Origin of the sequence: Agarivorans sp. Toyoura001 (genome assembly GCF_005405585.1) — a bacterium.
Taxonomy (GTDB): domain Bacteria; phylum Pseudomonadota; class Gammaproteobacteria; order Enterobacterales; family Celerinatantimonadaceae; genus Agarivorans.
Genome location: NZ_BJEQ01000009.1, coordinates 77715 through 100345 on the forward strand (window position 1 = coordinate 77715; position 22631 = coordinate 100345).

General features: G+C 44.4%; 22 protein-coding genes. 13 read left to right on the forward strand and 9 right to left on the reverse strand.

Features of this window, described 5'->3' with window-relative positions; translation table 11 throughout:
- Positions 1 to 4: 4 nt before the first annotated feature.
- From murD to lpxC, 9 genes are all read left to right on the forward strand, one after another.
- The gene (gene murD / locus FFR00_RS12180; RefSeq protein ID WP_235836220.1) at positions 5 to 1318 is read left to right on the forward strand and encodes a UDP-N-acetylmuramoyl-L-alanine--D-glutamate ligase; all 1314 of its coding nucleotides are present in this window, start codon (positions 5 to 7) and stop codon (positions 1316 to 1318) included.
- Positions 1315 to 2523, forward strand: coding sequence for a cell division protein FtsW (gene ftsW, locus FFR00_RS12185; protein ID WP_137673679.1), 1209 nt, complete (start codon positions 1315 to 1317; stop codon positions 2521 to 2523). The genes murD and ftsW overlap by 4 nt, the downstream gene beginning before the upstream one ends.
- Positions 2516 to 3601 carry an undecaprenyldiphospho-muramoylpentapeptide beta-N-acetylglucosaminyltransferase gene (gene murG / locus FFR00_RS12190; RefSeq protein WP_137673680.1) on the forward strand — a complete coding sequence of 362 codons (1086 nt, stop codon included), beginning with the start codon at positions 2516 to 2518 and terminating at the stop codon, positions 3599 to 3601. The genes ftsW and murG overlap by 8 nt, the downstream gene beginning before the upstream one ends.
- Positions 3602 to 5056, forward strand: coding sequence for a UDP-N-acetylmuramate--L-alanine ligase (gene murC / locus FFR00_RS12195; protein ID WP_137673681.1), 1455 nt, complete (start codon positions 3602 to 3604; stop codon positions 5054 to 5056). It abuts the gene before it with no gap.
- Positions 5056 to 5979 (forward strand): D-alanine--D-alanine ligase, encoded by a 924-nt coding sequence (locus tag FFR00_RS12200; RefSeq protein ID WP_137673682.1) that lies wholly within the window; start codon positions 5056 to 5058, stop codon positions 5977 to 5979. The genes murC and FFR00_RS12200 overlap by 1 nt, the downstream gene beginning before the upstream one ends.
- Positions 5979 to 6737, forward strand: coding sequence for a cell division protein FtsQ/DivIB (locus tag FFR00_RS12205; protein WP_137673683.1), 759 nt, complete (start codon positions 5979 to 5981; stop codon positions 6735 to 6737). The genes FFR00_RS12200 and FFR00_RS12205 overlap by 1 nt, the downstream gene beginning before the upstream one ends.
- Positions 6718 to 7974 carry a cell division protein FtsA gene (ftsA, locus tag FFR00_RS12210; RefSeq protein ID WP_137673684.1) on the forward strand — a complete coding sequence of 419 codons (1257 nt, stop codon included), beginning with the start codon at positions 6718 to 6720 and terminating at the stop codon, positions 7972 to 7974. The genes FFR00_RS12205 and ftsA overlap by 20 nt, the downstream gene beginning before the upstream one ends.
- Before the next feature lie 38 nt (positions 7975 to 8012).
- Complete coding sequence (gene ftsZ / locus FFR00_RS12215; protein WP_137673685.1) at positions 8013 to 9161, forward strand: cell division protein FtsZ; 1149 nt, start codon at positions 8013 to 8015, stop codon at positions 9159 to 9161.
- Positions 9162 to 9268: 107 nt separating this feature from the next.
- Positions 9269 to 10186, forward strand: coding sequence for a UDP-3-O-acyl-N-acetylglucosamine deacetylase (gene lpxC / locus FFR00_RS12220; protein ID WP_137673686.1), 918 nt, complete (start codon positions 9269 to 9271; stop codon positions 10184 to 10186).
- A gap of 22 nt (positions 10187 to 10208) precedes the next feature.
- Here lpxC and FFR00_RS12225 read toward each other — a convergent pair whose 3' ends face one another.
- Positions 10209 to 10664: a DUF721 domain-containing protein gene (locus tag FFR00_RS12225; protein WP_137673687.1), complete on the reverse strand. Its 456-nt coding sequence runs from the start codon at positions 10662 to 10664 to the stop codon at positions 10209 to 10211.
- A gap of 18 nt (positions 10665 to 10682) precedes the next feature.
- On the opposite strand from FFR00_RS12225, the gene FFR00_RS12230 reads away from it, so the two are divergent.
- From FFR00_RS12230 to mutT, 3 genes are all read left to right on the forward strand, one after another.
- Positions 10683 to 11606, forward strand: coding sequence for a M23 family metallopeptidase (locus tag FFR00_RS12230; RefSeq protein ID WP_137673688.1), 924 nt, complete (start codon positions 10683 to 10685; stop codon positions 11604 to 11606).
- A 35-nt stretch (positions 11607 to 11641) separates the two neighbouring features.
- Positions 11642 to 14356 carry a preprotein translocase subunit SecA gene (gene secA / locus FFR00_RS12235; protein WP_137673689.1) on the forward strand — a complete coding sequence of 905 codons (2715 nt, stop codon included), beginning with the start codon at positions 11642 to 11644 and terminating at the stop codon, positions 14354 to 14356.
- 61 nt (positions 14357 to 14417) lie between these two features.
- Positions 14418 to 14825, forward strand: a complete 408-nt coding sequence (gene mutT / locus FFR00_RS12240; RefSeq protein WP_137673690.1) for an 8-oxo-dGTP diphosphatase MutT — start codon at positions 14418 to 14420, stop codon at positions 14823 to 14825.
- Here mutT and yacG read toward each other — a convergent pair.
- From yacG to nadC, 8 genes are all read right to left on the reverse strand, one after another.
- Positions 14822 to 15022 (reverse strand): DNA gyrase inhibitor YacG, encoded by a 201-nt coding sequence (gene yacG, locus FFR00_RS12245; RefSeq protein ID WP_137673691.1) that lies wholly within the window; start codon positions 15020 to 15022, stop codon positions 14822 to 14824. The two genes, mutT and yacG, sit on opposite strands and share 4 nt — an antisense overlap.
- Positions 15022 to 15762: a cell division protein ZapD gene (gene zapD, locus FFR00_RS12250; protein ID WP_137673692.1), complete on the reverse strand. Its 741-nt coding sequence runs from the start codon at positions 15760 to 15762 to the stop codon at positions 15022 to 15024. Before zapD ends, yacG begins: the two co-directional genes overlap by 1 nt.
- 58 nt (positions 15763 to 15820) lie before the next feature.
- Positions 15821 to 16423, reverse strand: a complete 603-nt coding sequence (gene coaE, locus FFR00_RS12255) for a dephospho-CoA kinase (RefSeq protein ID WP_137673693.1) — start codon at positions 16421 to 16423, stop codon at positions 15821 to 15823.
- Positions 16423 to 17301, reverse strand: coding sequence for an A24 family peptidase (locus FFR00_RS12260; RefSeq protein ID WP_137673694.1), 879 nt, complete (start codon positions 17299 to 17301; stop codon positions 16423 to 16425). The genes coaE and FFR00_RS12260 overlap by 1 nt, the downstream gene beginning before the upstream one ends.
- Before the next feature lie 2 nt (positions 17302 to 17303).
- Positions 17304 to 18551 (reverse strand): type II secretion system F family protein, encoded by a 1248-nt coding sequence (locus tag FFR00_RS12265; RefSeq protein ID WP_137673695.1) that lies wholly within the window; start codon positions 18549 to 18551, stop codon positions 17304 to 17306.
- Positions 18552 to 18637: 86 nt separating this feature from the next.
- Entirely contained in the window at positions 18638 to 20341 is a 1704-nt protein-coding gene (pilB, locus tag FFR00_RS12270) for a type IV-A pilus assembly ATPase PilB (RefSeq protein ID WP_137673696.1), read from the reverse strand.
- 11 nt (positions 20342 to 20352) lie between these two features.
- Positions 20353 to 20811 (reverse strand): prepilin-type N-terminal cleavage/methylation domain-containing protein, encoded by a 459-nt coding sequence (locus FFR00_RS12275; RefSeq protein WP_137673697.1) that lies wholly within the window; start codon positions 20809 to 20811, stop codon positions 20353 to 20355.
- A gap of 254 nt (positions 20812 to 21065) precedes the next feature.
- Entirely contained in the window at positions 21066 to 21905 is an 840-nt protein-coding gene (gene nadC, locus FFR00_RS12280; RefSeq protein ID WP_137673698.1) for a carboxylating nicotinate-nucleotide diphosphorylase, read from the reverse strand.
- Between the two features lie 116 nt (positions 21906 to 22021).
- On the opposite strand from nadC, the gene ampD reads away from it, so the two are divergent.
- Positions 22022 to 22603 (forward strand): 1,6-anhydro-N-acetylmuramyl-L-alanine amidase AmpD, encoded by a 582-nt coding sequence (gene ampD / locus FFR00_RS12285; protein WP_137673699.1) that lies wholly within the window; start codon positions 22022 to 22024, stop codon positions 22601 to 22603.
- Positions 22604 to 22631: the final 28 nt, after the last annotated feature.

A 22631-nucleotide genomic window follows, 5' to 3' on the forward strand; every position in this document is an offset into this window, starting at 1 on the left:
ACGAGTGAATACAGTGAGTAGATTGCAGCTAGATAAACGTTACGCAGTTGTTGGCCTTGGTGCCAGCGGCCTTAGTAGCGTGCGCTTTTTACTCAAGCATTCTATATCGCCGTTGGTATGTGATACACGCAAACAGCCGCCTGGTCTTGCTCAGCTTCCAGAGCACTTAGAGGTGGTGTGCGGTGAGTTACCACAGGCTAAGCTACTTGATTACGATGTTGTTATTGTTAGCCCTGGAATTGCTTTGGCTACGCCCGAACTACAGGCTTTAGCCAAGGCGGGTGTTGAGCTGATTGGTGATGTAGAGTTGTTTTGCCGCTATGCCTCTGCACCGATTGTGGCGATAACCGGATCTAACGGCAAAAGCACGGTAACCAGTTTAGTGGGCGATATGGCTAAGCAGGCTGGGATGAAGGTTGCTGTTGGTGGCAATATTGGTGTGCCTGCGCTGGATTTGTTAGCTGATGAAGTTGAGCTGTATGTGCTGGAGTTATCTAGCTTCCAATTGGAAACCACCACTAGCTTAACTGCGAAAGCGGCGACTTTGTTAAATGTTAGCGAAGATCACATGGATCGCTACCAAGGTTTGGCGGATTACATCGCGGCAAAACAAAAAATTTACAAGGGTGCCGAATGGGCGGTTGTTAATCTGGATGACGCGCAATCTACGCCGATTACCGGCTCTCATCCAACGTTTAGCTTTTCGGTGAACCAAATAGCAGATTATTACTTAAGTGTTGATAAGCAACAGTTAATGCGGGGTGACGAGATTTTAGTTCATACCAATGAACTGCCTTTGGTAGGCACCCATAACTACGCTAATATTTTGGCTGCTTTAGCATTGGCAGAGGCGGTAGGCGCAGAGTTAGGCGCTTGTATAGAGGCTGCTAAGCAGTTCACAGGTTTGGCACATCGCTGCCAGTTAGTGTCACGTAAAAACGATATTGCGTGGATTAACGATTCAAAAGCTACCAATGTAGGCGCTACCTTGGCAGCGCTTCACGGCCTGAGCAACGGGAAGGCTAATTTATGGTTGATTGCTGGTGGCGATAGTAAAGGTGGTGAGTTAGCTGAGTTAGCGCCCGCTTTTGCAAAGTTAGCTGGAATAGTGGCCTTTGGTAAAGACAAGCACCGTTTCCAAGAACTTGAACATAGCATTCTATTAAAAAATGATCTCAACGAAGCCTTCGCTTGGTGTGCGGAACAAGCTAAAGCCGGAGATATTGTGTTGTTGTCGCCAGCCTGCGCCAGTTTAGATATGTATAAGAGCTTTGAAATGCGCGGTCAACACTTCTGCGAACTGGTGGAGGCATTATGAATATAGTGGCAAAACCTCAAGCTTGGTTTAGCAGCCTTTGGCTGAGATTGAATCCAGAGACTAAAGACGCTCAAGAGCCGCTGTTATTTGACCGCCAATTATTATGGTTGGCTTTGTGTCTCATGGTGACGGGCTTAGTCATGGTGGCCTCTTCGTCAATACCAGAAGGTATTGCCTTAAATGACGACCCATTTCGTTTTGCTAAACGCCATGGCATTTATTTGGTGCTTTGTTTGGCTGCGGTTGCAGTGGTGGTGCAAATCCCTATCGCTTGGTGGCAGTCGCATAACGCTAAGTTGTTGTTGCTTGCTGGAGTAGCCTTAGTTTTAGTATTGATTATTGGCCGTAACATTAACGGTAGTAGCCGCTGGATTGGCTTAGGGCCTATTAATATTCAGCCGGCAGAGTTTGCTAAGTTGGCGTTGTTTACCTATTTGGCCGGCTATTTAGTGCGTCGCCATGAGCAAGTGCGCGAAAACTTAAAAGGTTTCTTAAAGCCACTTGTGGTGTTTTTCTTCTTAGCTGTACTGCTGCTGGCTCAGCCTGATCTTGGTAGTGTGATTGTGATGTTTGTTACCACCGTTGGTATGTTGTTTTTAGCGGGTGCAAAACTGATTCAATTCTTCGGCTTGATGTTCACCGGCATTGTTGCGGTAGTGACCTTGGTGATTGCCGAACCCTACCGAATGCGCCGTGTATCTTCGTTTTTAGACCCATGGCAAGACCCCTTTGGAAGTGGTTATCAATTAACCCAATCGTTGATGGCTTTTGGCCGTGGTGACTGGCTGGGTGAGGGTTTAGGTAACTCTATTCAAAAATTAGAATATTTGCCCGAGGCACATACGGATTTTGTTATTGCGGTATTAGCCGAAGAGCTCGGCTTTATTGGCGTATGCGCGGTGTTGTTATTGCAAATATTGTTGGTATCACGCGCCATGATCATTGGTAAGCGCGCTTTACTGGCGGAACAAGCGTTCGCAGGCTATTTGGCCTGCGGTATCGGTATTTGGTTTAGCTTCCAAACCATGGTGAATGTTGGGGCGGCATCTGGGTTAGTGCCCACTAAAGGTCTTACCTTGCCACTGATTAGTTATGGTGGCTCTAGTTTATTAGCGATGTCTATTGCGGTAGCTATTTTATTAAGAATCGACCACGAACTCCGTTTGGCAAAATGCCAGGCCTATACGAGGGATGCTCATGGTTGATACTACTCAGAAAAAACTGTTAGTTATGGCTGGTGGTACTGGCGGGCATGTGTTCCCAGGGCTAGCGGTGGCTGATTACCTAAAAGAGCAAGGCTGGAAAGTTTCTTGGTTAGGTACTGCTGAGCGAATGGAAGCTCAACTAGTGCCTAAACATGGTTATCCGATCGATTTTATTAGCATCAAAGGTGTGCGTGGTAACGGCTTACTTCGCAAACTTGCTGCACCATTTAAGCTACTTAATGCTGTTAGGCAAGCGCGAGCAGTGATTAAGCGCTTTCAGCCCGACGTAGTGTTGGGAATGGGTGGTTTTGCTAGTGGTCCTGGTGGCATTGCGGCATGGCTTATGGGCAAACCTTTGGTATTGCATGAGCAAAATGCGGCAGCAGGTTTAACCAATAAAATGTTGGCGAAAATTGCCAAGAAATCATTAATGGCTTTTCCTGGTGCGCTGCCAAATGCAGATGTTGTGGGTAATCCGGTTCGCCACTCGGTAATAACTTTGCCAGAAAAAGAACTGGCCGACCGAACTGATTATAACCTTTTGGTTATCGGTGGCAGTTTAGGTGCTCAAGTGTTTAACGAAAAGCTTGCGGCGGGTATTAAACACAGTGGTTTAGACCTAAATATTTGGCACCAAGCTGGTAAAGATAAGCAGGCAAGTGCGGTGGATGCCTATCAGTGCCAAGGACTTGATGAAAATTTGAGTGATGCACCTAAAATAGTTGAATTTATTGATGATATGGCTGCAGCTTACCAGTGGGCTGATGTGATACTCTGTCGCGCTGGCGCGCTAACGGTGTCAGAGGTGGCCGCAGCGGGTATTCCTGCACTATTTGTACCTCTACCTTATGCCGTTGATGATCATCAAACCAAGAATGCACAATTTTTGGTAAAAGCTAATGCCGCACGTTTATTAAAACAAAGCGATTTTTTGCCGCAAAATATTGCGGCGTTATTACATGAATTTGCTGACCCAGCATTGCGCTTAGCTTGCGCACGTAATGCTCGACAGCAGGCCTCTGTGAATGCCACTGAAAAAGTAGCCGCAGTGTGCCAAGCGTTAACAAAGAGTAGTTAGATGAGTAAAGTTGAATTAGCCAAGTTAAGAACCATGATTCCAGAGATGCGAAAAGTGAAGCGAATTCACTTCGTAGGGATTGGTGGCGCCGGTATGGGCGGTATTGCAGAAGTATTGGCTAATGAAGGCTATCAAATCTCTGGCTCTGACCAAGCCGCTAGCGCGATGACTGAGCGCTTGCAATCGGTCGGAGCTGAAGTTTTTTTCAACCACGACGAAGGCAATATTCAGGGCGCTAACGTAGTGGTGGTTTCTACCGCTATTCGTGAAGATAACCCCGAAGTACAGGCAGCTCGAGCGGCGCGTATTCCTGTAGTGCGTCGCGCCGAAATGTTGGCTGAACTGATGCGTTACCGTCATGGTGTTGCCGTGGCCGGTACTCATGGTAAAACCACAACCACCAGTTTAATCGCCAGTATTTATGGTCAAGCAGAACGTGACCCTACCTTTGTTATTGGCGGTTTGTTAAACAGTGCGGGTACTAATGCGCGCTTAGGCAAAAGTCGTTACCTAATTGCAGAAGCTGACGAAAGTGACGCTTCTTTTCTGCATCTTCAGCCCATGGTCGCGGTAGTGACCAATGTTGAACCAGACCATATGGAAACCTATGGTGGAGACGAAGCGCAGTTGCACGCCACGTTTATCGATTTTTTGCACAACCTACCATTTTACGGTGTAGCGGTGATGTGTATCGATGACGAAGGCGTACAAACTTTGTTGCCGCAAATCGGTCGTCAAATTATCACTTACGGGTTTTCAGATAACGCTGATGTTCGGATTGAGAACTTTGCTCAGCAGGGAGACCGTTGTTCGTTCACGGTAAACCGCGTTGGTCACGAGCAGTTAAGCATAGCCTTGAACATGCCAGGCGAACATAACGCTTTAAATGCTGCAGCAGCGATTGCAGTAGCTACCGAAGATGGCATCGAAGATAGCGCGATTGTTGAAGCGTTAAATAGCTTTGCCGGTATTGGCCGTCGTTTCCAGCAATACGGCGAGTTTGCTACAGGAAATGGCTCCGCGTTGTTAGTCGATGATTATGGCCACCACCCAACTGAAGTGTTGGCCACAGTAAAAGCGGCACGTGCGGCCTGGCCAGAGCGCCGCTTGGTGATGGCATTTCAGCCTCATCGTTACAGCCGAACGCGTGATCTTTACGAAGATTTTGTTGATGTATTGGCCCAAGTAGATAGCTTATTGTTACTTGAAGTTTACTCGGCGGGTGAAGATGTAATTGCTGGCGCCGATAGTCGAGCCTTGTGTCGAAGCTTACGCCAACGTGGTTTAGAGCCGATTTACGTTAAACAACCTAGCGAGTTAAACGCCTTGCTCGCCGATGTGATTGAAGATGGTGATGTTGTGTTAACCCAAGGTGCGGGAAACATTGGTGTATTAGCGCGCGAGTTGGGTGAGTTAAAACTGAGTATCGATAAATTAAAAGGCAGTAACAGTTAATGGCCAGTTTACGTATGAACCGAGTAGCGGTGTTATTTGGTGGTGACTCTGCCGAACGAGAAGTATCGCTAAAATCTGGCAATGCGGTGTTGGCTGGTTTGTTAAGAGCTGGGATTCAAGCTGAAGGTATAGACACTAAAGGGTTTGATCTAAATATTCTAAAGCAGCGCAAGTACAGCCATGTGTTTATTGCCTTACATGGTCGCGGTGGCGAAGACGGTACGTTGCAAGGAGCTTTGGAGTACTTAGGTTTGCCTTACACTGGCAGCCGAGTATTGGGATCAGCGCTAGCGATGGATAAAATTCGCTGTAAGCAAATTTGGCAAAATATTGGTTTGCCTACCGCCGATTACGCGATTGTAGATAAACAAGGTTATCAAGCGGCAGATGCGGCCGGCATTTTAGAGCGTTTATCTGGCGTAGTAATGGTTAAACCAGCGCTAGAGGGTTCAAGCATTGGCATGGCCAAAGCAGAAACAGTAGAACAGCTAGAAGAGGCGATTACCAATGCATTTGAGTTTGATTCGCGGGTTTTAGTTGAACAATGGATCACGGGCGCAGAATACACGGTATCGATTGTGGGAGATAAGGTATTGCCTTCTATAAGAATGCAAACGCCTCACACATTTTATGACTACAACGCCAAATACCAAAGTAACTCTACTGAGTATTTCTGCCCAAGTGGCTTAAACGAGCAGGCAGAACAAGAGCTGGCAAATATTGCCATGCAAGCCTTTAAGTCGGTAGATTGCGAGGGTTGGGGACGAGTAGACTTTATGGCTGACCAACAAGGTAATTGGTACTTGTTAGAGGTGAACACTTCTCCAGGTATGACAGAGAAAAGTTTAGTGCCTATGGCGGCAAAGCAAACAGGCATTAATTTTGACCAGTTAGTGGTTAGTATTTTGGACTTGGCGCATTAATGATGACGCTAAGCAACCAGCAAAAGCAACAAACCGCCTATTGGTCTGGTGTTGTCTTTTTTGTTCTGGTGCTGCTGAGTTTAGCTTATGGGGTGTACTCAGTTTATAACAGCGTAAGCGATAAGCAGCTAAGCCCAATGAACCGTTTACTGGTATCGGGAAAACGCGATTATGTATTGGACAACGAATTACAAGAAAGCTTAGCGGCGTTACCTGAAGCGGGTAATTTTTTCAGTTTAAATGTGTCTGAGGTGAAGCAGCAATTAGAGCTATTGCCTTGGGTAAAGCAAGTTACAGTGCGTAAGCAATGGCCAGATAAGTTATCAATTGCCTTACGAGAGCAGCAAGTGGTGGCTCGTTGGAACAATGCAGCTTTGCTCAATAAGCAAGGACAAATATTTGAAGCACCGCAACAACGGGTGGTGAATAAACTAGCCACTTTAAGCGGGCCTGATGAACAAGCTGGAGCGGTATTAACCACTTTTGAGCAATTGCAGCGAGTATTGCAGCGTCACCAATTGATTATTGTTGGCTTGGCGTTAAACGAACGACACGCTTGGCAAGTAGAGTTGGCTGGCGGCATGGTGCTCAAGCTAGGAAAAGAAGACAAACTTAATCGCATCGAGCGTTTTGTTGCGGTTTACCCACAGCTTAAACAAGACGCTGTGGAATACATAGATTTACGCTATGACACTGGTTTTGCAGTGGGATGGAAGAAACAGGAAGGTTTGGCAGCAAATGACCAAAGTAACGGATAGAAAACTAATAGTTGGCTTAGACATTGGTAGTGCAAAAATCACCGCATTAATTGGTGAGGTATTGCCTAGTAATGAAATGAGCATTATTGGTGTGGGCAGTCATCCGGCTAAAGGCATGGACAAAGGCGGAGTGAATGACCTCGACTCTGTGGTAAAAACTGTGCAACGCGCATTGCAAGAAGCTGAACTCATGGCTGACTGCAAAATAAGCTCTGTTTACTTGGGTGTTTCTGGTCGCCATATTCGCTGTTTAAACGAAAAAGGCATGGTGCCCATTAGCGATGAAGAGGTGACCCAGGATGATGTGGATAATGCTATTCACACTGCAAAGTCAGTAAAATTGCCTGACGAGCATCGCATTCTGCATGTACTGCCTCAAGAGTTTGCCATCGACTTTCAAGAAGGCATAAAAAACCCGATTGGTTTATCCGGTGTGCGTATGGAGGCGAAGGTACACTTGATTGCTTGCCATAACGACATGGTAAAAAATATTGTTAAGTGTGTAGAGCGCTGTGACCTTAAAGTAGACCAACTTATTTTCTCAGCCTTAGCGTCGAGTTATGCAGTACTCACAGACGATGAAAAAGAGCTAGGTGTGTGTGTGGTGGATATAGGCTCGGGCACCATGGATATTGCGGTTTACACTGGCGGTGCGCTGCGTCATACCTCGGTAGTCCCGTTTGCGGGTAACTCAGTGACCCGTGATATAGCAACGGTATTTGGTACGCCGTTAAATGACGCTGAAGCGGTTAAAGTTCGTTATGGTTGTGCGCTAGGTAGCATGGTAAGTCGCGACGATACCATTGAAGTGCCAAGTGTAGGCGGGCGACCATCTCGTAGCTTGCAGCGTCAAACCTTAGCCGAGGTTATTGAACCTCGCTACAGCGAGTTGTTTGGCATGATTAAATCTAAGTTAGACGAACTAACCGAAGATATGCAGGCGCAGGGAACCAAGTTACAACTAGGTGCAGGGGTTGTGTTAACCGGTGGCGCTTCGCAAATAGAGGGCGTAGTTGAATGCGCCGAGAAAATTTTACAATGCCAGGTGCGGGTTGGTTCTGCCAATAACGTAGCTGGCCTAACAGAATACGTACAAGCACCCACTTACTCAACTGCAGTAGGTTTGTTGCATTACGGAATGGAAAACCAAAGTGAAAAACCAATTGAAGTAAAGAACATTAGTAGTGTTGGCAATATCGCGAAGCGATTGCACAGTTGGTTTAAAGGTGAATTTTAGTTTTTGCTAGTTGGCAGAAACCAAGCGGAGAGAGAACTATGTTTGAGATTATGGATAGCCATACCGATGAAGCGGTAATTAAAGTTGTAGGCGTAGGTGGCGGTGGCGGTAACGCTGTTGAGCATATGGTTGCACAGTCTATTGAAGGGGTGGAGTTCATCACCATCAATACAGACGCGCAAGCACTGCGTAACTCTGGTGCTGACAATACTCTACAAATTGGTGGGGCCATCACCAAGGGATTAGGAGCTGGCGCCAACCCAGAGGTGGGTCGTGAAGCTGCGATGGAAGATCGTGATGCGTTAATGAGTCAGTTACAAGGTGCCGATATGGTATTTATTGCTGCTGGTATGGGCGGTGGTACAGGTACTGGTGCGGCACCTGTTGTCGCTGAAGTTGCCAAAGAACTCGGTATTCTTACGGTAGCGGTTGTAACTAAACCTTTTGGCTTTGAAGGCAAGAAGCGTACGAGTTATGCCCAGCAAGGTATTGAACAACTCAGCAAGAACGTGGATTCGTTAATCACCATTCCTAACGATAAGTTGCTAAAAGTTCTTGGTCGTGGTGTTTCTTTGTTAGATGCTTTTAAAGCCGCGAACAACGTGTTGCTTGGTGCAGTACAAGGTATTGCTGAGCTAATCACGCGCCCTGGTTTAATTAACGTGGATTTCGCCGATGTTCGCACGGTGATGCGCGAAATGGGCACTGCTATGATGGGTACTGGTATTGCTGCTGGTGAAGATCGTGCAGAGGAAGCTGCCGAATTGGCTATTTCAAGTCCATTGCTTGAAGACGTCGATTTAGCGGGCGCGCGCGGTATATTGGTAAATATTACCGCTGGCTTTGATATGAGCATTGAAGAATTCGAAACCGTGGGTAATGCCGTTAAAGGTTTTGCTTCAGAGAACGCTACAGTAGTAGTAGGTGCAGTTATTGACCCTGAAATGAGTGATGAGTTGCGTGTTACAGTAGTGGCAACCGGTATCGGCGCAGAACGTCGCCCTGATATCTCGATTGTTAAGCCGCAGCAAGCAGTAAATGCTGAGCCTGTAGCTCGCACTATGCCTGTTGATACCGCTCCTATGGTTGAAGAACCAGCAGCAGTGGTAAATGCAGAACCACGCAGTGCCGGTGGTGATGGTGATTATTTAGACATCCCAGCATTTTTGCGTCGCCAAGCAGATTAATCTGTTGGCGATTGCTGAAGTTTTAGACAAAAGTTTGTGATGTGTATCAAACTTGTGTTAAGATGTCCGACCATCTAGTTTATTGGTCGTAAAGCAGAGGAATTTTTATGCTTAAACAACGGACTCTTGAAAAGTCAGTACAAGCGACAGGCATCGGTTTGCATTCCGGGCACAAGGTCACCATGGTCTTACGTCCAGCACCTGCGAATACCGGTATTCTGTTTAACCGTACCGATCTCGATCCAGTTGTAACGATCCCTGCAAAAGCAGAGTTAGTGCGCGATACCATGTTATGTACTTGTCTTATTGACGATGCAGGCAACCGTATATCTACGGTAGAGCACTTAATGGCCGCAATTGCAGCGTTAGGTTTGGATAACGTAATTATTGATGTTGATGCTCCTGAACTTCCAGTGATGGATGGCAGCTCAAGCCCGTTTGTATTCTTATTGCAATCGGCGGGTATTGAAGAGCAAGCTTCAGCTAAAAAGTTTATTCGGATTAAACAAGCTATTCGTGTAGAGCATGAAGATAAGTGGGCCGAATTACTACCAAGTAATGAAGGTTTTAAAATTGACTTCTCAATTGATTTTGACCACCCAGCAATGGAAGGGCGCAATCAAGCGATTTCAATGAACTTCTCTGCAGATAGTTTTGTTAAAGATATTAGCCGTGCGAGAACCTTTGGTTTTATGCGTGACATTGAGTACTTGCAGTCTAAAAACTTAGCCCTAGGTGGAAGTTTAGAGAATGCGGTAGTGTTAGATGAATATCGAATTCTTAACGAAGATGGCCTTCGTTATGATGACGAATTTGTTAAGCACAAGCTTCTTGATGCAGTGGGCGATTTGTATATGGCGGGACTACCGATCCTTGGTCATTTACGCGCTCATAAATCAGGTCACGCGCTAAACAACAATTTAGTTCGCGCAATGCTAGAGCAACAACATGCTTGGGAAATTGTCACTTTCGAAGACAAGGCCGAAGCTCCAGCTGCATATCAACAACCGGTATACAGCTTCTAAAATCCAATTTGGTCGGCGCTGGCTAACTCTCTCCGCTCAGCGCCGCTAATTTTTCCAGCTTTTCCCTCAGTTCATCGGGTACGTGTTTTGCCAATTCTGTGATATGTTTGGCTGCTTGGGCGCTTAGCTGGCGTTTTCCAGTGCTTTTTACCTCAGCTTCTGGTTTAATACTTTTCAATTCGGGATTTATTTTTAGTTCCAAACTGACAACCCCTGGTATGGCTTTGCGCAGCTCGCTGAGTAAATCAAAACGAAACTGTTTTAAGCGCGTTAGCCAGGCTGAACTGGGTGCTTCGATAATAGCGACTCCTTGACGCATATTAACGATACGGCATTGCTGTAGTTTGTAGCGCGCCAAAATTTCGCTGCCAAGTTGCTGTAGCTGCACACGTTGTTGTAAAGGCTGCTCGATTTGCGTGAACTGTTTCTGGTGAAATATACGTTCTATCGAAATCGGCTGATGCTGACGTTTGGACATTAAAGTTAACATTTATATATGAAATTAAGTTTAGTATACGCCCATAAAGGTGAGACCAGAACCGTTCGTTTTAATCCCTTGCGATTAGCGTGGTTCGCATTCTTGTTAGTCGCTTTGCTCTGTAGTATTAGCTTATGGGGCGTACAGCAATATCAAAACCTCGCCAAACAGCAAACAATATTACTGGGGCAACTAGACCGCTTGCAGGCAGAACCGAAGCTCGAGCAATACGAGCAACAGTTGCGGCATCGTTATAGCCAGTTGGCAGCAAAAGTTGGCCAAATGCAGGTGGAAATGACGCGGCTAAATGCCTTGGGTGCTCGGCTCATTGAAGACACAGAGTTCGCTGCAGAGTTTGATTTCACCAATACGCCGCCTATGGGCGGCCCAATGTTAGATGTAGATAGTACAGTCCATCGCAGTGATACTCTCATTTTTGACCTCGGCCAGCTAGAAGCTCAAGTGGGCGCAAAGAAAAAATCACTGAATCTGCTTGAATCTTGGCAACAAAGTCACCATCTAGTTAATAGTAGTTATATATCTGGTTGGCCTGCAAAGGGACCGGGTATTTGGATTTCTTCGCCATTTGGTACTCGAGTAGATCCTTTTACTAAGCGTAAGGCTCGCCATAAAGGTGTAGATATCGCGGGTAAAGAAGGAACCAAAATACGCTCGGTAGGTGCTGGAGTCGTTGTTTGGGCGGGAAGCCGCTTTGGTTATGGTAACCTAGTTGAAATTGAGCATGGTAACGGAATGGTAACACGTTACGCGCATGCTAAAGCTGTATTAGTAAAAGAGGGTGATGTTGTAAGTAAAGGGGATGAGATTGCGTTGATGGGCAGTACCGGCCGTTCAACTGGGTCTCACGTGCACTTTGAAGTGCTGAAAAACGGTCGTCCGCTAAATCCCAGTAAGTTTATTTACCGCAAAGCCAGTGCCTAGAAAATTGGATTTCGTCTTAGCAAAAGTAGTGTTTCATGATTAGTAAATTAGTAACAAAAATCGTTGGTACCCGAAATGATCGTACCATCAAAAAGATGCGTAAAGTCGCTATCACTATTAGCGCTTTAGAGCCCGAGTACGAGAAACTGTCTGCTGAAGAAATACAAGCTAAGGCGGGCGAATTTAGAGAGCGCTTAGAAAAGGGCGAGGCTCTAGAGGCCATTTTGCCAGAAGCTTTCGCAGTTGTGCGTGAAGCATCTAAGCGCGTATTTGAAATGCGCCATTTTGATGTGCAATTAATTGGTGGCATGGTACTTAACGACAACAAGATTGCTGAAATGCGCACCGGTGAAGGTAAAACCTTAACCGCAACCTTACCCGCTTATTTAAACGGCGTAACCGGCAAAGGTGTGCATGTTATTACGGTGAACGATTATCTTGCTCAGCGTGATGCTGATTGGAATCGCCCGTTGTTTGAATACTTAGGCCTAAGTGTTGCCGTTAACGTTTCTGGTATGGACCATGAAGCGAAAAAAGCAGCGTACGCTGCTGATATTACCTATGGAACTAACAACGAATTTGGTTTTGACTACCTGCGTGACAACATGGCTTTTGCGCCAGAGCAGCGCGTTCAACGTCCACTCAATTACGCAGTCATCGATGAAGTGGATTCAATCTTAATCGATGAAGCACGTACACCATTAATTATTTCTGGTCCAGCTGAAGATAGCTCAGAATCCTATAAAAAGATTAATGACATCATCCCATTATTGGTTCGCCAGGCAGAGGAAGATACCGAAGAGCTTATTGGCGACGGTCACTATACGCTTGATGAGAAAAACAAGCAGGTTCACCTAACCGAAAATGGTCAGATATTTGTAGAAGAAACACTGCAAGAACGTGGTATGTTGGAGCAAGGCGATTCTTTATATAACGCCGCTAATATTAGTATGCTTCACCATGTTAATGCTGGTTTGCGTGCTCACACTTTGTTTGAGCGTAACGTTGACTACATCGTTAGCGATACTAACGAAATCGTGATTGTAGATGAGCACACTGGCCGTACAATGCCTGGTCGCCGCTGGTCTGAAGGTTTACACCAAGCTGTAGAAGCTAAAGAAGGCGTAGCTATTCAAAACGAAAACCAAACGCTGGCGTCAATTACCTTCCAAAACTACTTCCGTTTATACGAGAAGTTGTCTGGTATGACGGGTACTGCTGATACCGAAGCATTTGAATTTCAATCAATTTATGGCTTAGACACTGTTGTAGTGCCCACCAACAAACCGATGGTTCGTGATGACCAAGGGGATTTGGTTTATCTGACTGCGGAGGAAAAATACCAAGCAATTATTGACGATATTCGCGAATGTGTAAAAGCTGAGCGTCCCGTTCTTGTGGGTACGGTTTCTATTGAAAACTCAGAGCTACTTTCTAGTATTCTTAAGAAAGAAAAAGTTAAGCACAATGTACTAAACGCTAAATTCCATGAGAAAGAAGCTGACATTGTTGCTGAAGCCGGTACTGCAGGTGCTGTGACTATTGCTACCAACATGGCCGGACGTGGTACCGATATCGTGTTGGGTGGTAACTTACAGGTTGAGATCAGCGCCTTAGGTGAAGACGCGACTGAACAGAAAGTCGCTGAAGTGAAACAACAATGGCAATTACGCCATGATGCAGTACTAGCTGCCGGCGGATTACATATTATTGGCACTGAGCGCCATGAATCTCGCCGTATTGATAATCAGCTACGCGGTCGTTCTGGTCGACAAGGTGACCCAGGTTCTACACGTTTCTACCTATCAATGGAAGACAGCTTAATGCGTATTTTTGCCTCAGATCGGGTAACCGGTATGATGAAAAAACTAGGCATGGAGCAAGGTGAAGCGATTGAGCACCCATGGGTGACTCGCGCTATTGAGAATGCTCAGCGTAAAGTAGAAGGGCGTAACTTTGATGTACGTAAATCTCTACTTGAGTTTGATGACGTGGCCAATGACCAGCGTAAGGTCGTTTACGAACAGCGTAATGACTTGATGGACAGTGATAGCATCACCGAAACCATTGAAGCCATTCGAGAGGATGTGTATTCAAGTGTCATTGATGAATATATCCCCCAGCAATCGCTTGAAGAAATGTGGCAAGTTAGCGAACTTGAGCAGCGCTTAAAAAGTGACTTTGGTTTAGATTTATCGATTCAAAAATGGCTTGATGAAGACGATAAATTGCACGAAGAAAAACTCCGTGAAAAAATCTTAGAAGCCGCTATAGCTGATTACCAGGTTAAAATTGACACTGTTGGTGTTGATCCTATTAAGCAATTTGAAAAATCTGTAATGTTGCAAACGCTTGACCAGTTATGGAAAGAGCATTTAGCTGCAATGGATCATCTTCGCCAAGGTATTCACTTACGTGGTTATGCTCAGAAGAATCCTAAGCAAGAGTATAAGCGTGAGTCTTACGAGTTATTCATGCAAATGCTTGAAGCGCTGAAATTGGATGTGGTAAGTATCTTGAGTCGTGTTCAAGTTCAAGCTCCTGAAGAAGTTGAAGCGATGGAAGCGAAGCGTCGTGAAGCTGAAGAGCGAGCAATGAAATTACGCCAGCAACAATCGCAAGGCCAAGCTGAGGAATCAGCTGAACCCGGCCATACTGTGGTTCGTGACGGACAAAAAGTGGGTCGGAATGACCCTTGCCCATGTGGCTCCGGTAAGAAATACAAACAATGTCACGGAAAGCTTTCTTAAGGTTACAAAGTCTATTGAAAAGAGAGCTCAGGCTCTCTTTTTTTATGAGTAAGGAACGATAATGAAAATTGTAAATGTAGCAGTGGGCGTGATTGTTGATGGTGAGCGAATCTTGCTTAGTTTACGTAACCAAGCGCAACATCAAGGTGGAAAGTGGGAGTTTCCAGGTGGCAAAATTGAAGATGGAGAGCTTGTTGTAGATGCGTTGTCTAGAGAACTGGAGGAAGAACTGTTAATCGTTGTAGATAAAGATAGCTGTAAGCCTCTTATTCGCGTTGAGCACGACTATGGCGATAAAAAGGTATGTTTACATGTTTATACGCTAATTCGCTTCTCAGGTGAGCCACAAGGCGCTGAACAACAAGAAATTAGATGGGTAAACAGAAATGAACTGGTTGACTTAAATTTTCCAGAAGCCAATGAGGCGATTCTAGAAGAAATTCTTAAACCTGGCTTTAGTGCGGATTAAAATTCCCAGCTATCGGGTTTATCCTCATCTTCTTGTAGGTCCTGTCCGGCGATAAACTTTTCTTCATTGGCCCATTCGCCTAAATCAATCAGCTTACAGCGTTCACTGCAAAAAGGTCTGTATTCACTGCTGGCTTGCCAAATCACGGTGGTATCACAGGTAGGGCATTTTACTTGCGGAGCATTAGGTTTTTTCATTAAGCAATCTTACAACAATAAAGGCGGCAGGGAATATCGGCTACTTCAGCATTCACCGCACTAATAAATTTGATCGCAAAGCGGTGTTTATGCCCGCTAACGGTTGGATAACATTGAAACTCAGTATCTACTTCAATACGCAACAGACCACATTCGGCTGCAACCCCTTGATAAAAGCCTTTATGAGCAATTACATCGACATCACTGTGCTGTTCTCTGAGTAGATTTAATAAGTGTTTGATGGCTTCAGCCACTAATTGAAATGGTCTTAACCAGAGTTGGACTTGAGAATTGATTAACTCCTGTGGCTGATTTAACCACAGATGCAAATAGGGCAAGTCGAAGCTACTGTTTCCGCCTGGCAAACATAGTCGCTGGCGAATACTCGCAAGTAGCCGATCATTTTTAAGGTGGTCAGATACACGAGTATGCTTAGCTATGGCGGCGATAAAGGTTTTAACTTGTAACAAGAGCTCTTCAATTTTACTGGTATCAACATTTGGCATTGATGCCCATTGGTCGAGCTTTTCAGCCTGTTTAGCTAAATCTTTAAGTAAGTCTGCGCGCCATTCACAGCGTTCTAATACTTCAGCCACTTCAAACAGCACTCGAAAAAACTGCTGTTGTTGCAGTGGGTGCTGCAGTGCTTTGGACAGCATTAGTTGCTCAAACAATTGCTCTAAGCGTAAGTAGTTTCTTACTTTTTCGTTTAAAGGGTGTTCAAAAATCAATGCGGCCATGAGAACTCAGTTTTACAGCTTTGGGTGGCTTATCCACGCTAGTGTAACCATTGGAGGATTAACTGTCATTGCTTTTACTGAGATCGAGGTAAAACTGGTGTAATGCTTTAACTTTTAGCTGTAAGGTCGGAAGATCGGCATTGTTTTCAATGATGTCATCGGCAGCGGCGAGTTTTGCTTCCCGTTTCATTTGGGCATCGATAATTTGTTGCGCTTGCTTAGCACTTACACTGTCTCGAGCCATGGTGCGTTCTATTTGCACATTTGTTGATGCATCTACAACGAGCACGCGGTCTACTAGCTTGTTAAGTTGGTTTTCCAAAAGCAGCGGGGCAACTAAGATTTTGTAAGGCCCTTGAGCCTGATTTAGCTGGGTGAGCATTGCTTCGCGAATGAGTGGGTGCACCAGTTGATTAAGCCAGTTTTTTTTCTCTTCATTAGCAAAAATTTCTTGGCGTAATTTAGCGCGATTAAGTTCTCCATTTTCAAGCAAAATAGTTTGCCCAAAATACTTTGCGATTTGGGCAAGAGCGGGTTGGCCTATATTCACCACTTCTCTAGCAACAATATCTGCGTCTACAACCGTAATTCCAAGCTCTTCAAAACAATGGGAAACTTGGCTCTTACCGCTGGCAATACCACCCGTTAAACCAATAATCATTAGGCAATTCCAAGGTAAGAAAAGTACCAAGTATGAATAGTGTCACCAAAGAATAAATAGCAAAGCGCCCCTAAAGCGAGATAAGGGCCAAATGGAATAGGTTTGCTTTGTTGGTGTTTGCGAAACACAATTAGCCCAATACCGATCGCCGCTCCCGCAAATGAAGATAACAGAATGGTGAGCGGCAGGGCTTGCCAGCCAAACCAAGCGCCTATCATTGCTAATAGCTTAAAGTCTCCGTATCCCATACCTTCTTTACCGGTGAGTAGTTTAAATACCCAAAATAAACTCCACAAAAAGCCATAACCGATAGCCGCACCAAGCACAGCATCATTTAAACTAACAAAGCCCGTATTCACGTTGATGAGCAAACCTAACCATAAGGTCGGTAGAGTGATTTGATCGGGCAAATACATGGTATCTAAATCGATCATGGTGAGGCAGAGCAAAATGATGCAAAACAGACTCGCAAAAACAAACGGTAAACTAAGACCAAATTGCCACCAGCACGCCAGAGTTAATAAACCTGAAGCTAACTCTACTAGAGGGTAGCGAGCACTGATTGAAGCTTTACAAGTAGCACACTTTCCTCGAAGAATTAACCAACTGATGACCGGGATATTTTGCCAAGCAGTGATTAGGCTGTTACAGCTTGGGCAGGCTGAACGGGGCACCATTAAGTTGTAAGTGTCAGCTTCTGATTCAGAGTTATCTTTTAGCTCATCAGCTAAAAAAGAACGACATTCTGTTGTCCACTCTCGCTGCAACATTATAGGTAAGCGGTGAATCACCACATTTAAAAAAGAGCCAATACACAGAGCTATTAATAAGCAGAAACCCAGCGCAGTGGCTGGGTAGAGTAGAATAAAATTTTGCATGCTTAGCTTACAACTGAGCCTAGTTTAAAGATTGGTAAATACATGGCTACTACCATACCACCAACTAACACACCTAGCACAGCCATAATCAGTGGTTCAATAAGGCTTGTTAAGCCATCTACTGCGTCATCCACCTGTTGCTCATAAATATTAGCCACTTTATCAAGCATGCTATCTAATGAGCCCGACTCCTCACCAATCATCACCATTTGTGTAACCATATCCGGAAAAATTTCTACGGTACGCATAGCAATATTCATTTGCATACCGCCAGTGACCTCGATACGTATGGCATCGATAGCGTTTCTATAGACCACATTACCAGAGGCTCCTGCAGCTGACTTTAAAGCATCAATAAGGGGAATGCCTGCGGCGAAAGTAGTCGATAGTGTTCTTGCAAAACGTGCCATCGCTGCTTTATGCAAGATAGGATTTATTACTGGAATTTTAAGAATGAATCTGTCAGTGGCATCTTTAACCGCTTGGGATCGCCTAAAAGCTTGCACGTATGCGTAGCTAGCCACAAAAATTCCACCGAAAATAAGTGGCCAATAATCTTGTAGAAAGCGAGATATACCAATTACAAACTGGGTGAAAGCGGGGAGTTCAGCATCAAAGCTCGCAAAAATTTCTTCAAATTGCGGAATAACAAATAGTAAAAGAATCGTGGTTACAATAATTGCAACAATAATCACCGACACAGGGTAGAACATCGCTTTTTTAATTTTTGATTTTAGTGCTTCGGCTTTTTCTTTGTATATTGCAACACGGTCATAAATGGTTTCTAAAGCACCGCTTTGCTCGCCAGCTTCAATTAAATCGCAATAAAGACTATCGAAATAAAGAGGGTGTTTTCTTAGCGTATCTGATAGTGCCGTACCTGACTCCACTTCAGCAGCGATCTCAGAGATGAGCTCACGCATTGCTGGTTTTTCTACACTTTTCGAAATTATGTTAAAACTTTGGACCAATGGCACGCCAGCTTGCAACATGGTGGCTATTTGCCGAGACATTACAGCAATATCCATCGCATTGATTCTGTTACCCAACTTAGAAAGAAAATTCTCCGTTTTCTTTTTGGTTTTGGTAACAGTGATACCCTGTCGGCGTAGCTCCGCTTTTACTTGACTGATCGTCTCAGCTTGATATTCACCACTGACCTTACCACCTTTGCGGTTTACTCCGCTCCACGTATAGGCATTAATTTTTTTGACGGCGACTTTTCGTTTTGTGTTGGTTGCGGTAGCCATAACATCCTTGCTAATTTTTGTTACTTAATTTGTATAAAGCCAGTTGTCTAAATATATCAGGTGATTACATTACGTAGTGGGTGGAGTTACACATTTGTGACTCGCTCGACTTCGGAGAGGCTTGTAACACCTAAGCGGGCTTTTTCTAAGGCTGACATACGTAACGAATACATCCCTTCTTCAGCGGCTTGTTCTGCTATTTGAATTGAATTACCTTCTAACATAATCAATTTGGCAATAGCTGAGCTCATTGGCATCACTTCGTATATTCCCACTCGTCCTTTATACCCACCGGTGCATTTCTCACAGCCAACGGGGTCAAATAGCTTAATGCCTGAGTCAATCTGCGTTTGAGTAAAGCCCATTTTGGGTAGCAAAATGGCTTCTACCATTTTGGGTTTTTTACAATGTTCACATAATTTACGGGCTAGGCGTTGAGCAATAATCAAACTAACGGAAGAGGCAATGTTAAAGGCTGGTACGCCCATATTTAACAAGCGTGTTAAGGTTTCTGCTGCTGAGTTGGTATGTAGAGTAGACAGTACTAAGTGACCAGTTTGGGCGGCTTTAATCGATATTTCAGCGGTTTCAAGATCTCGAATTTCACCTACCATGACGATGTCGGGATCTTGACGTAAGAAAGCTCGCAAGGCGCTGGCGAAGGTCATGCCTGCTTTGTTGTTAATGAGTACTTGGTTTACCCCTGGCAAGTTAATTTCTACAGGGTCTTCGGCAGTCGAAATGTTGGTTTCGGTGGTATTAAGAATATTTAGACCAGTATATAAGGATACAGTTTTACCCGAACCGGTAGGTCCGGTCACTAGTATCATTCCTTGCGGACGCGCCAGAGCATCTAGATATAGTTTCTTTTGTTTTTCATCGTAACCGAGAATATCTATATTAAGATTGGCTGCTGATGAGTCCAAAATACGAATTACAATTTTTTCTCCCCACATAGTCGGTAGGGAGTTAACCCGCATATCAATGGCTTTGTTACGGCCGGTTTTTAGTTTAATTCGACCGTCTTGCGGCAAGCGACGTTCAGCGATATCCATTCTTGCCATTACTTTTAAGCGCGCTGAGAAGCGGTTTGCTAAGTTAATCGGGGGGCTAGCAATTTCATGTAAAATACCATCAATACGAAATCGAATTCGGTATTTATGCTCATAAGGTTCAAAATGTAAATCTGAAGCGCCTCGACGGATAGAGTCCATCAATATCTTGTTGATATAAACAACAATCGGTGCATCATCTTCTTTATTATCTTGCTTTTCATCAAGCCGAGAGTTTTCATCGCTTACCTCTAGGCCACTGATATCGTCATCAGAGATGTCGCCGATATCTAAGTTAGAGGTATCATCTACAAGGGATTGAATTGCTTTATGTAGTTTAGTTTCCTCAACCAAAAGCGCTTCAACATGTAGTCCAAAACTAAAACCAAAATCTTCAAGGGCAGCTACATTGCTTGGGTCAGCCATTGCAACATAAAGAGTTTGGTTTTGGCTATAAACCGGCAATACGTGGTGTTTGAATATTAGCTTTTCGTTTAAGAAGTTTTGCGGGATTTCGGTAAGCTCAATCGCGTCTAAGTCTAGCAACGGAATGCCAAATTGCGCTTCACAGAAATCTGCAAGGTCTCGACTAGAAATCAATTCGTTTTCAATGAGTACCGACGTAAACGCCGTTTGCTCTTGAATACTGCGCTTATAGAGCTCAACTAGCTGAGTTTCTTTTTCTGGAAAAGAAACGGCCAAGCTTGAAGCTAGGCCGTTTAAGCTGTTATTAGACATTGTAAATTATATTAACAAAGGTCTGCAGCGATACATGAACCCGTTTTGTCCCAAGTTACTGCTCCGCCAGAAACTGCACCTGAAAGGATATAAGTCTTGTTATCTGGTAACCCAGCAGATGTTGCGGTGATCACATACTCATTAGACGCAACTGTAATTTCAACTTTCTCAACAAAGTCACCAGTGGCTGAAGTTGCAGCCAAATTTGTAGCTTTCGTGAAACACTCATCATTAGTTGCAGAAGGAGAAGATATGGCATTTGTTTGAACACAAATTTCAAGCGAGGTTTTGCTAGGTCCAACAGCTAACACTGTTTCTGAAAATCTTGATTTTGAAGTGTATGTTTGGTAAGCCGGCAGGGCTACCGCTGCCAAAATAGCAATAATTGCTACTACGATCATTAATTCAATAAGAGTAAAACCTGATTGCTTGTTAGCAACTTTGGTTTGAAGGTTTTGGATGGTTTTCATTGCGTCTTTCCTTTACACAAGTTTTTTGAAGTTATTCATTTACCGTTGTTTTTGTTCAGAGTTGTGGTGAAACAATTGAGTTGTTTCTACGCCCCTGATACCACGATGCTATAAATGAGTTTCACATTAAAGCATACGACTTAAAAAAGTATAGCTTTTATTGAAAAAAGGCAATGATATCGTGATCTTAGCGACACTTATTAAACGACCTGTGTACAATTAGGTGTACACAGGGATGTTAGCATTAACAATTATTATGCGACAAATCGCATACTTAGGTCTAAGGCCTTGACATGTTTAGTTAAAGCACCCACAGAAATGAAGTCCACGCCGGTTTCGGCATACTGACGAATCGTTGTTAGGGTCATGTTTCCTGAGGCCTCTAACTTTGCTCGGCCTTGGTTTAATTCCACTGCTTGTTTCATTAATGCCACAGAGAAGTTATCTAGCATTACCACGTCACAGTTGGCATCTAATGCTTGCTCAAGCTCATTAAGGTTCTCTACTTCCACTTCTACCTTTTTGCCCGGAGATAAAAGGCGGGCTTTTTCGATAGCTTGTTTAATGCCACCACAGGCCATGATGTGGTTTTCTTTAATTAAGAATGCGTCGTGCAAGCCAAAGCGATGATTGGTACCTGCTCCACAAGTTACTGCGTATTTAGAGGCATAACGTAATCCAGGGAGGGTTTTACGGGTATCGAGTAGCTTGCAGTTAGTGCCTTCTAGCAAATCCATGTATTCGGCAACTTGAGTAGCAATGCCGGATAGGGTTTGAATAAAGTTAAGTGCAGAGCGCTCACCAGTGAGCAAGATTCTTGCTGGGCCAGTTAAAAAACAAAGCGTTTGGTCTTCAACTACTTTATCGCCATCGGCCACCAACCACTCAATGTCTACTTCATCACCAAGCTGACGAAACACTTCATCTGCAAATGCTTTGCCCGCAAAGGTGGCGGATTCACGGCTAATGATTTTTGCTTTGCTTACTTGTTGCTCTGGAATAAGGGCAGCGGTAATGTCTAAGTTTGCGTCAAGTGTTCCTAAATCTTCAACTAAAGCGGCGCTTACGTTGGCACGCAATTGTTCAGCGTTCATGCATCGTTTCTCTGGTGGTTAGTAGATGTGAAGTAGATAAGTGAATTATCATCATAAATATTGACGTATTTTAACGCAGAAGCTTCACGCTTGCATGGGCTAATCTAGTCTTTATTATGAGTAGCTACATTTGGTATTGCTTATACGGAGGTTTAGGCTTGAGAATCAACGCACAACATCAACTGGTTTCAGCTAGGCAAATACCCAGTGCATTCTATAATTTGCGGCCTACGGGCGAAGTGAGCTTGTTGGTTATTCATTGTATAAGTTTGCCCGAGGGGAAATTTGGTAATCAGTATATTGATGACTTGTTTAGTGGTTGCCTTGATTGCTCCGTTGATCCAAGCTTTCATGATCTAGAAGGTCTAGAAGTTTCAGCCCACCTACTTATTGATAGAGCCGGACGGGTAACTCAATACGTACCTTTTGATAAACGGGCTTGGCATGCTGGTGTATCTTCTTTCGAGAATCAAGAAAACTGCAATGATTACTCCATTGGCATTGAGTTAGAAGGCACCGATACAAGCCGCTATACTTCAAATCAGTATCAATGCTTAATAGAGGTCACTAAGTTACTGCAAAGTAACTACCCAGCCATTACCAAGCAGCGCATTGTGGCACATAGTGATATTGCTCCAGGAAGGAAAACCGATCCCGGTTTGGAATTTGATTGGAGCCGATACCTAGACGCATTATAAAGTCGCTAGATATCGCTAAGTAATTAAC